The organism is Pseudomonas sp. GW456-12-10-14-LB2 (genome assembly GCF_002884345.1).
GTDB classification, from domain to species: domain Bacteria; phylum Pseudomonadota; class Gammaproteobacteria; order Pseudomonadales; family Pseudomonadaceae; genus Aquipseudomonas; species Aquipseudomonas paraglycinae.
Genome location: NZ_POHV01000098.1, coordinates 1 through 331 on the forward strand (window position 1 = coordinate 1; position 331 = coordinate 331).

At 70.1% G+C, this 331-nt stretch carries 1 protein-coding gene; it reads left to right on the forward strand.

The window, feature by feature from the left end; translation table 11 throughout:
- Positions 1-331: MFS transporter (locus C1X29_RS28245; RefSeq protein ID WP_146023289.1), on the forward strand; the 331-nt coding region annotated here is incomplete at both ends.

A 331-nucleotide genomic window follows, 5' to 3' on the forward strand; every position in this document is an offset into this window, starting at 1 on the left:
GGTCGTGCTCGTCGCGTGGGTGATCCGTCGCCGGCTGCACGAGACCCCCGAGTTCGAGCAGGCGAAGGCCCGCGGCGAGATCGCTCGGCTCCCGCTCATCCCGCTGCTGCGCCACCATTGGCGCGACGTGATCCGCGTCGTGCTGTGCGCGACCATCTCGGCGGTCTCGACCGTCTTCGGCAACCTCGCCATCGCCTACGGCGTGAAGGTCGGCCTTGCCGCGTCGCTCACACTCTGGCTGGTCGTCGTCGCCAACCTGATCGCCCTCGGCACGCAGCCGCTGTTCGGCCGCCTCGCCGACCGCATCGGCCGCAAGCCCGTCTTCATCTAC